We start from the raw sequence: 9610 nt of genomic DNA, 5'->3' as shown, positions 1-9610 counted from the left end.
GTTACCGGTGGCGTCGGCCAGCTCGGCGGTATCGGTTTGAATAACATTGCCGTCCCGGTCCTTGTCGCGGAGTTCGTAAACGGCCTTCCAGCTTCCCACATCGTTCCAGCCAAAGGAGCCCGGCACAACGAAAACATCATCCGAAGGTTCCATGATACCGTAGTCGATGGAGATTGAGGGACATGCGTGATAGAAGGCGTCAACCGCTCCTTTTTGGTTGTCGCCGCCGATGGCAGGCCGGAGCTTGTCGATCTGCTGTTTGATGTCCGGCAGATGCCGGCTGAACTCCCGGAGAATGGTCCCGGCACTCCAGACAAACATGCCGCTGTTCCACAAGAAATTGCCGGATTCGATAAATTGCCGGGCGGTTTGCTGGTCCGGCTTTTCACGAAATTGTGTTACCTTTTTTATTGCAGGTCCCCGGTAGCTTTCCGAAGAATCCTTGTCAAACTCGATATACCCGTAGCCGGTCTCGGGCCGGTCGGGCTGAATGCCGATGGTCACCAGATGATGACCTTCCCGGGCTTTGGTGTCCGCTGTTTTTAAGATAGAGAGGAAACTGTCGGTCTGGCTGATCAGGTGGTCGGCGGGAAGCACGGCCATCGTGCCCTCGGGATCCTGTTCGTGGATAAGCGCGGCGGCAAGGGCAACGCACGGGCCCGTATTTTTGGCTACGGCCTCTCCCACAATATTGTTTTGGGGGACCTCCGGCAGCTGCTGCCGGACCAGCGACACGTAGCGGTCGTTGGTGATGACCCAGATACGCTCGGGGGGGACCAGCGGCGCGATGCGATCGACCGTGGTCTGTAGCATCGTGCGATCGCCAAAGAGGGTTAAAAACTGTTTGGGATGTTCCCGGGTGCTTCGTGGCCAAAAACGGGTCCCGGATCCCCCGGCCATAATAACAGCATGCAACATAATATATAGTACAAGTTAAAGAGGATGAATTCTCTATTGCATGGAAAAGTAGCTAATATTGCGGCAATAGTGAAGCGAAGATATGGCCTGCTCGTTTTTTTTATTTCGTAGAGACCTTTTCAAACCCGCTGTTTGGCCCAATTATTATATTTTCGAGTATTCAACATCCTCACATATGGCTTTATATGCTTCGGTTTTGAAATCGCTCAGGCTTTGGTATTGCCCCCCCCTGGATTTCAAAGACCTCTTGGGAATGCGCAGAGACCGCTTGTCACGAAATTGGAAGCGGTTCACTCTGCGGAGTCGGCAGAGGGTTGAACTTGCTCCACCTCCACTTTGGTAAGGGTGAAGCTGAAGGTAGAGCCCTCGTTGGGGGTGCTTTCTATGAAGAACTCCTCCCCGTGCGCTTCCATGATGTGCTTTACGATTGCCAACCCGAGTCCGGTTCCTCCCTTTTCACGGGAACGCGATTTATCAATGCGAAAAAAACGTTCGGTCACGCGTTCGATATATTGCTGATCAATGCCAATGCCGGTATCTTTTACATAGACGAGTACCTTATTGGGATCTTTGGGAAAAGGGTTGGAGCCCACCGTTACCGATCCACCCGGCACATTATATTTGATGGCGTTTTCGACCAGGTTGATGAGCACCTGTTTGATCTGATTGCGATCTGCGCGAACCAGGGTATTTTCATTAAACGCTCCCATTTCCAGCGTTACATTCTCTTTTTTGGCTTTATACTGGAGGTTGTCAACCACATCCGAGGACACATTGTGGAGATAAATGCTCTGCACATCCGACTTCAGCTCCCCGGTCTCCAGCTTGGAAATTTCCATCAGGTCTTTCGTGAGGAGGATCAGCCGGCTGACGTTGCGCATGGCTTTCTTCAGGAACCGGCGGTTTACTTCATCATCATCAATGGCCCCGTTCAGCAAGGTTTCGATAAATCCCTGGACCGCAAAAATAGGGGTTTTGAGCTCGTGTGAAATATCGCCGATGAACTCTTTCCGGTAGTTTTCGATACGGTTAAGCCGCTGGATTTCGCGCTCTATCGTCTTGCTGGCCCGGATGGTTTGCTTGATGAGGTAGTCGAGCTCATCGTGTCCCCCGGTGGAGAGGCTGTCATAGTCCTCAAACCGCTTGCGGGCAATATTCCTGTTGATGCGGTTAAGGGTTTCCATCCGCCTGATGAACAGCCGGTAGGTAATGGCGTAGACGATACCGAAGGTAAGAATCATCAACAGGAGCCCGAAGAGGAGGGTCTGTTCCAGGCTGCTTTCAAAAATGATAAAAAACAAGCCGGTACCGGCACCGCCGACGGCGAGCGCTGAAAACAGTGCGGTCCTGAAAGAGAGGCGCGAGGATTTGGTAAACGGGGACTTCTTCATTCTTTAAAGCGATATCCGACTCCTTTAACGGTTTCGATATATTCTTTTCCCAGTTTTTCACGAATTTTGCGAACATGTACATCCACCGTGCGGTCAACCACATACACATTGTCGCCCCATACGTGGTTAAGCAGGGTCTGGCGATCCATTACCTTGCCTTTACGGTTGGCCAGAAAATATAGTAGTTCGAATTCTTTACGGGGTAAATGGAATTCTTCATCGCCCTGGGTCACAATATAGCGATCTTTGTCAATAACGATGTCGTGCACATTAATCCGATCGGCCATTTCCTCGGTTTCCTCGAAACGGCGCAGCACCGCTTTAATGCGCGAAATCAGTTTGGTGGTGCTGATGGGTTTCGTGATATAATCGTCGCCGCCTTTATCGAGTCCCTGGACTTCGGTCTTTTCATCGCCACGGGCCGTAAGCAAGATAATGGGGATGCGCTTGAGTTTGCTGTCACTGCGCATGTGCTCCACCACCTCGAGGCCGTCCATTTTGGGCATCATGATATCCAAAAGAACCAGGTCGGGCCGGTGTTTGCGGGCGACGTCGATACCCTCCAGTCCGTCTTCGGCTTTCAGAACGTCAAAGCCTTCTTTTTTGAGGTTATATTCGATAAGGTCGAGCAGGTCCTGTTCGTCATCGACGACTAAAATTGTTTTTCTGTCAGACACGGGCAAAAGATTAATTGTATGGGTTACGTAATATGAGAAAATTGCAATCTTAACGGTATCCGTTAATACTACAAAGAGCCCGCCTCAAATTAAAACCGCAGTATGTTAAATAATTGTTATGTATTAAGCTGAGCAAGAGCCATTTTGACCAGCTCCTGTACATTCTGTGCTGAATTCCCGTTTTTAACGGCCATAGAAACGGCTTTTTCCGAGTCTTTTTTCCTGAAGCCCAGCGACTGCAGAGCCGATACCGCTTCTCCTTTGAGGTTCCCTGAGACGGCACCGGCTGCCTGCGTGTAGGTGGCATCCACCATTTCGGACACTTTGTCTTTTAGCTCCAGGATCATCCGTTCCGCTGTTTTTTTGCCGATGCCTTTGATCTCGGAGAGCTTGCCTTTATCCTTCTGCACAATCGCGCCGGTAATCTCTTCGGCAGGCAGGCCCGACAGGATTGTCAGCCCGAGTTTGGGTCCCACGCCTTTGACCGTAATCACAAGCTCAAAAAGATCTTTTTCATTTTGACCTAAAAATCCGAACAGGCGCTGGTCGTTGTCGGTGATATGGTGGTGGACCAGCAGTTCGACCTTTTCTCCCCTTGGCGGAAGCTGTTCCAGTGTTTGTGTCGATATCTCCAGCTGATACCCCACGTCGCGGACCTCAAGGATAAGCTGGTTTTCTGATTTGGAATAAACCGTGCCTTTCAAGTATGCTATCATGGCTGTTGGGTAGACTTTTCTGCTTTAATGATGTCGGGACTGTCGCTGGGGGCAGGGACCCTTTTCAATTTCCTGTCCCTGACTCATGCCGGGGACCCGTTATTCTGAAATCCGATCGGGATTATTGGCTACGAAACTCTCCCAGCTCGAGGGACTGTTATTCTGATGCGTCTTTTTTTTCGATCTCGGAACCCGGCTTTGAATACCGTTCTGTTTCATCAGGTGGCACCAGGCTACGGCCAGAGCATCCGTGGCATCTTTGGAGAGTTTTTCGTCCGGCAGCTTTACCATTTTGCGCAACATGAAAGCAACCTGCTCTTTACTGGCATTGCCATTGCCGGTAATGGATTTTTTAACCTGCTTGGGATAGTATTCGGTGACCGGTATGCCGTTATTTGTGATCGCCAGCATGGCGGCCGCCTGGGCGCGTCCCAGTTTGAGCATCGCCAAAGGATCGACGCCATAAACCGGCGTCTCGACGGCACAGCTGGTCGGATGAAACGAAGCGATAATCTTTGATATTCTCTCGAAAATATGCTGCAGGCGATCCGCGTGGTCGTCCATTTGTGCCATATTGAGGGTATCGCAGCGCATAGCAATAAGCTTGCCGTTTTCTTTGGTGAGAATGGCATAGCCGGTCGTTCGGGATCCGGGATCGATACCTAAAAAAATGTCAGCCATAACAGTTGGTTCACCTGGTTTCTTAAAATATAACAGTTTACCTGCACCATTCCACATACTTAATTCTTATGAATAGAATCCTTTGTAAAACCTGCAAATTGATGGTGAACCAGATGCAGTTGGGGGCATGTGATGTTTTCCAGCATCATTTGCAACGATACTTCAGGTGAAGGTTTTGGAAACCATTGAGTTTGCCATGTTGGGCTATCGAAGAATCTCCAAATAACAACTGGGGATTTTTAAAGGAGATCCTCGGCTGCGTTAAGGATGACAGTCGGGTTTTGCAAAAAGCCTCTTATAATAAGAAAAGCCCCGGTGGATCTTCACCGGGGCTTGCAAGGTACATGTCGGTCCTTTGAATGCTACTCTGCAAAGGTCGTTTGCGTTTGCATTTCTGTGATATAATCTACCACCGAATTGTGACCATAGGTTGAGGCCAATATCAGCGCTGTGTTATCATTGTCGTCTTTTAGCGTGGGATCAGCGTTGTGAGCCAGCAGCTTTTTAACAACGTGTGACTGTCCTGTTTCTGCTGCTATCATCAACGCCGTTTTCCCTTCCTGGTTGCGGACGTTGATATCGGGGTTGTGAGAGAGTATGATATCCAGGATACGGAGATTGCCAACTTCAGCGGCTACCATCAGCGGAGAGTCGCCCTGCCGGTTGATGAGGTTGACATCCATTCCTTCTGCAAGCAATATGTTGATGCTGGTATAATCGATACTGCGAATGGCCGTAAATATATTATCTTTAATAGTGTCAGTTTTAACGGCAATAGTGTCAGTGTTGGAATTAGCCCCGGCACCAGATACCACTAAAAGGGTTAGGCTGATGCACAAGATTAATCCTTTGAAAGTTTTCATAGGTAATATAGAACGTTGTTTTTTATCTATTTTATAAGAGCTGTCTGCGCTCTCAATTAGTGAGCCCAAAGATACGAACCTTACGAGGGGAAGGTTATGCAGGGACCAGCTAATGAGATAAAACAGAAAGCTTTAGGGGGCATAGTCAGGCTGCCTTAATAACTAAATAGAAAGGGGATAATAAGCTAATTGATACCGATATCGTTATATAACCATTGAATTAGGTAAACAGGCAGGCCTTAGCCTAATATAAAGGGACGATGAAGATCCGAAAATGCTGTGCGTATCCTGTTCGGCACCGAACTAAAAGGTTATTTGTATTCCTTGAAGGTACCGATTCTTGCAAAGTAGTCCCTTGCCGCTTCCATGACCCTGGGCGCCAGGATAAGCCCGGAAATCATCGTGGGTATGGCCATGAGGGCGAACATCCCGTCAATAAGGTCGATGACAGCCCCGATCGAAGCGACCGAACCAAAAATAATGGATCCCACATAGAAATAATTGTACCAGTGTTGCCGTTCAGCTCCGATCAGAAACCCGAGGCACTTGGTGCCGTAATACGAGTAGGTGAGCATGGAACTGATCGCAAAGAAGAGTACACAAATGACCAGCAGGTAGGTGCCGACGGCGGGCAGTGCTTCGTTAAACGCATTTAGGGTTAGGGTTACACCATTGGCTTCAGTGGATTTCCATACGCCGGTGACCAAAATGGCCAGGGCGGTCATGGTACAGGTAATGATCGTATCGATAGCGGGACCCAGCATGGCAACGAGTCCCTCGCGGACGGGCTCTTTTGTTTTGGCAGCCCCGTGGGCCAGGGCCTCGGTCCCGAGTCCCGCCTCATTGGAGAACACCCCCCGCTGAATTCCTATGACGATCAGCGAACCTACCGCGCCTCCCATCACGGATTTGCCGGTGAAGGCGTCGGTAAAAATAAGTCCCAAATAATAGGGGATATCCTGTATATGGATGGCCAGGATGACCAGCACACAGCTCACGTAGATGACAACCATGGCCGGAACCAGCCGCGAGGTGACCTTCCCGATACGGGTGATGCCGCCGAATATGACGAAAGAGACGATGACCACCAGCACCAGTCCCGTAATAAGATCGCCGCCCATGTGCGCATTGGCAGCGACCCAGCCCTGGGGAATATAGATGGTATCCCGGAGAATCTGGGTGAGCTGGTTGGCCTGAAAGATCGGGAGGGGACCGAAGATGCCGGCGGCGGCAAAGAGAGCCGCCAGCGGTTTCCACCTTTTGCCGAGTCCCTCGGTAATCACGTACATCGGTCCCCCTTGAATTTTGCCCGCCGAGTCCTTGCCGCGGTATAAAATAGCGAGCGAACAGGTAAAGAACTTGGTGGCCATTCCCACAAAGGCACTCACCCACATCCAGAAGAGCGCGCCGGGGCCGCCCATAAAGATCGCAACGGCAACGCCGCTGATGTTCCCCATGCCGACCGTGGCAGCAAGGGCACTGGCGAGCGCTTCAAAGTGGGAGATATCCCCGGGATCATCCGGATTGTCGTATTTCCCGCGTAATATCTCAAGGGCATGAATAAAATACTTAAAGGGAGCAAAGCGGGAGTAGATCATGAAAAACAGTCCCCCGCCCACCAGCAAATACACCAGCGGCATACCCCACATAAAGCTTGAAAACGCAGCCAGATACTCTTCAATACGTCTCAGAACGGATACCTCGGATAACTTTATTCATGTTGATTTATCAAGCAGTGTGAATATACTAATTAGATCGGCAAAAAAAGATGAAATCAGTGCCCGGGGGCGCAATACCCGCTCTGCGAAGCAGGCTGGCTATTTGTGCCCGGTGGTGTTGACCATGAATAATAAGGTGATGCAGGATATCGGAAAGGGGCGTTTCGAACTGCCCTTTGGAATTCGTATAGGAGATATTCCGGTCCAGTTCGGAACGATTTTCTTCAATCAGCAGCCGCCACTTTTCGGTATAGGTTTTCAGCTTTTGCAGGGCAACGGATAACCCATAGTCGGGCCAAATCTTCGGATTCTCGTCCACTTGGTTCTTAATGCGGCCATACCATACTTCCTGGGTGCTGGCGATATGGCCGTAACAGGAGATAGCCTGCTCGGCGCCGGGAAAATCCAGATGGTCCTGGAGGGTTAACAGAATCTGATCATTGGCCCATATGTCGTAAGAAAACAAACGAAGTAATCGATCGGCTGAATGCATAGTGTCATTGCTGTTTTATGATAAATGTTGATGATTAGTATGATCATATCCGAATCATTGCAATTATACAAATTTTGAAGTGGAAAGCGGTAGCCTATGTTAAGTTGAATTCTGGTTAAGGTACTGTTGGCTGTGGACAGTTTTAAGTGGAAGTGAAAAGTAGATCGTATTAATCTTTAAGCCCAGGAGGGCTCGAAAAACCATGATTTTTGTTCAATGTCAAAGCCTGAGCGATTTCACAAGCGCAGTGTATTATATATTTGTAGACTACAGGGGAGGATGCTAAAATCGTGAAAATGTAAAGATTGAGCAAAACAATGGTTTTGGAAAGTCCTCTGTAACTGCGTGTAAAACTGGTAAAGCACAAGGAGATTTTCTCTTGAGGGATGACCAAATAACCCGTATCTATTGACAAATAATTTTAGCTTTGAATAAATAAAAATATGAGGTATCACACGCCATGCTGTTAGCACTGGATATCGGGAATAGTAACATCGTGATCGGCGCATCCAATAACGGAAAATGGATTCACCAGTGGCGAATCCAAACGGATGCGGACAAGACCGCTGATGAGTACAGCGTTCTTTTTCAAAACTTATTCTCGAATAGCGGCCTGGGTTATCAGCAGCTTGACCGTGTGATCGTTTGCAGTGTCGTCCCCCGGTTAACCCAGACGATCAGCGAGGTATTCAGCCGCCCGTCACACCTGAAGGTGACAATAGTGAATGGGACAACCGACACGGGAATAACGGTAAAAAGAATCAACCGGCAAAGCGTAGGGGCCGACCTGATTGCCGGTGCTGCGGGGGCTTTTGAAATATTCCGGGATGACTGCATTGTGGTGGATTTCGGTACGGCAACCACGGTGATGGCTGTCAAAAAGCCGGGCGAGTTGATGGGCGGGGCGATATGCGCGGGACTGAAGGTTACCATTGATGCCCTGGTCGGTAAGGCCGCACAGCTCTCCCAGATTCCGCTGGAGCCGCCGCCGGAGGTGATAGGGACCAATACGAGGGAGTCTATGCAGTCGGGCCTGGTACTGGGACATCTGTGCATGATAGAGGGACTCATAGACCGGATGAAAAAGCAGCTCGGGTCCGGTACGGTTAAAGTGATTGCCACCGGGGGATTTTCGGAGAAGATAGGAGGCTATACCGATTATTTTGACGTCGTCGACCCGATGCTTACGCTCGATGGACTGCGCGTGATTGCTGACCGGCAACAGTGATTCGTTTTTTTTCTTAAACCCCGAAAAAGCTGGATATCCCGTTCAGGATAAACTGCACACCGATAGCCATGGCAATAAAGCCCATCATCCGCGTGATGGCATTCATGCCCGTGGGACCAATATACTTTGCCGAGAAGGGAGCTATGCGCAGCACTCCGTACGCGATAAGCGCCACCAAAACAATGGCAACCGTGATGATGGCAAGGTCAATAAACCCTTCGGCCTGCGAAGCCAGTCCGATAACGACGGCTATGCTGCCGGGTCCGGAGAGCATAGGCATGGCCATGGGACTGAAGGAGATGTCTTCTTTCCCCTTGGCCGCTTCCTGGGCTTCTTTTGAAATTTTGCGGTCGGGTTGTTCCGTTTGGTTTCGAATGATAAGTTGTAGCCAGGGTTTAAGAATCCGCTCGGAAAAAACGTATTTAATATAAAATTAATGGTATTTTTCGGTTACGTGTTACGTTTAACATCGGATTACAATTTCTCATTGAAATAACTACATCTCCGTGGAAGATACAAAAGATCTGTTGCGTCGAGTAAAGGAAATTGTTCATACATCATCCAAGAATCGCGATGATAAACTGAACGAAATATGCCGCTTATTATCCGACGAAGTAGAAGTATTCGACTGGGTGGGGTTTTACCTGGTGGATCCGAAGGCGGATCGCGAGCTGGTGCTGGGGCCCTATGTGGGTGAGCCGACGGATCATACCCGCATTCCTTTTGGAAAAGGTATTTGCGGGCAGGCTGCAGATACCAATGAAACGTTTGTGGTGCAGGATGTAAGCGAAGAGGATAACTACCTGGCGTGCAGTATTCATGTGAAGGCCGAAATTGTGGTTCCCGTCCGAAAGAACGGCAACTTTGTAGCCGAGCTTGATATCGATTCGCATTCCAGGAATTCCATAACCAACGATCACCGGAG

At 49.5% G+C, this 9610-nt stretch carries 11 protein-coding genes; 2 read left to right on the top strand and 9 right to left on the bottom strand.

What is annotated here, in order from left to right; all coding sequences use genetic code 11:
• The 8 genes from ACESLU_RS07920 to ACESLU_RS07885 form a co-directional block, all read right to left on the bottom strand.
• The coding region (locus ACESLU_RS07920) for a mannose-1-phosphate guanylyltransferase (protein WP_372637562.1) at positions 1-918 on the bottom strand (918 nt) is incomplete at its 3' end.
• A gap of 290 nt (positions 919-1208) precedes the next feature.
• The gene (locus tag ACESLU_RS07915; RefSeq protein ID WP_372637559.1) at positions 1209-2309 is read right to left on the bottom strand and encodes a sensor histidine kinase; all 1101 of its coding nucleotides are present in this window, start codon (positions 2307-2309) and stop codon (positions 1209-1211) included.
• Positions 2306-2986 (bottom strand): response regulator transcription factor, encoded by a 681-nt coding sequence (locus tag ACESLU_RS07910; protein WP_372637556.1) that lies wholly within the window; start codon positions 2984-2986, stop codon positions 2306-2308. The genes ACESLU_RS07915 and ACESLU_RS07910 overlap by 4 nt, the downstream gene beginning before the upstream one ends.
• A gap of 116 nt (positions 2987-3102) precedes the next feature.
• Positions 3103-3702 (bottom strand): Holliday junction branch migration protein RuvA, encoded by a 600-nt coding sequence (ruvA, locus tag ACESLU_RS07905; protein WP_372637554.1) that lies wholly within the window; start codon positions 3700-3702, stop codon positions 3103-3105.
• Between the two features lie 99 nt (positions 3703-3801).
• Positions 3802-4383, bottom strand: coding sequence for a crossover junction endodeoxyribonuclease RuvC (ruvC, locus tag ACESLU_RS07900; RefSeq protein WP_372637551.1), 582 nt, complete (start codon positions 4381-4383; stop codon positions 3802-3804).
• Positions 4384-4745: 362 nt separating this feature from the next.
• A complete protein-coding gene (locus ACESLU_RS07895; protein ID WP_372637548.1) occupies positions 4746-5246 on the bottom strand; it encodes an ankyrin repeat domain-containing protein in 501 nt (166 codons plus the stop codon).
• 311 nt (positions 5247-5557) lie between these two features.
• Complete coding sequence (locus ACESLU_RS07890; RefSeq protein ID WP_372637545.1) at positions 5558-6895, bottom strand: alanine/glycine:cation symporter family protein; 1338 nt, start codon at positions 6893-6895, stop codon at positions 5558-5560.
• A gap of 97 nt (positions 6896-6992) precedes the next feature.
• Entirely contained in the window at positions 6993-7457 is a 465-nt protein-coding gene (locus tag ACESLU_RS07885; RefSeq protein WP_372637542.1) for a DinB family protein, read from the bottom strand.
• Between the two features lie 460 nt (positions 7458-7917).
• Here ACESLU_RS07885 and ACESLU_RS07880 point away from each other — a divergent pair, with 460 nt between their 5' ends.
• Positions 7918-8685, top strand: coding sequence for a type III pantothenate kinase (locus ACESLU_RS07880; RefSeq protein ID WP_372637539.1), 768 nt, complete (start codon positions 7918-7920; stop codon positions 8683-8685).
• Between the two features lie 13 nt (positions 8686-8698).
• On the opposite strand, the gene ACESLU_RS07875 is transcribed toward ACESLU_RS07880, so the two are convergent.
• The gene (locus ACESLU_RS07875) at positions 8699-9061 is read right to left on the bottom strand and encodes a MarC family protein (protein WP_372637565.1); all 363 of its coding nucleotides are present in this window, start codon (positions 9059-9061) and stop codon (positions 8699-8701) included.
• A 130-nt stretch (positions 9062-9191) separates the two neighbouring features.
• Between ACESLU_RS07875 and ACESLU_RS07870 the strand changes: the two genes are divergently transcribed.
• The coding region (locus ACESLU_RS07870; RefSeq protein ID WP_372637536.1) for a GAF domain-containing protein at positions 9192-9610 on the top strand (419 nt) is incomplete at its 3' end.

Source organism: Fodinibius sp. (genome assembly GCF_041642155.1).
In the GTDB taxonomy this organism is placed as follows: Bacteria; Bacteroidota; Rhodothermia; order Balneolales; family Balneolaceae; genus Fodinibius.
Note: the sequence above shows the minus strand (reverse complement) of the source record. Positions and strands in the feature narration are given on the sequence as shown.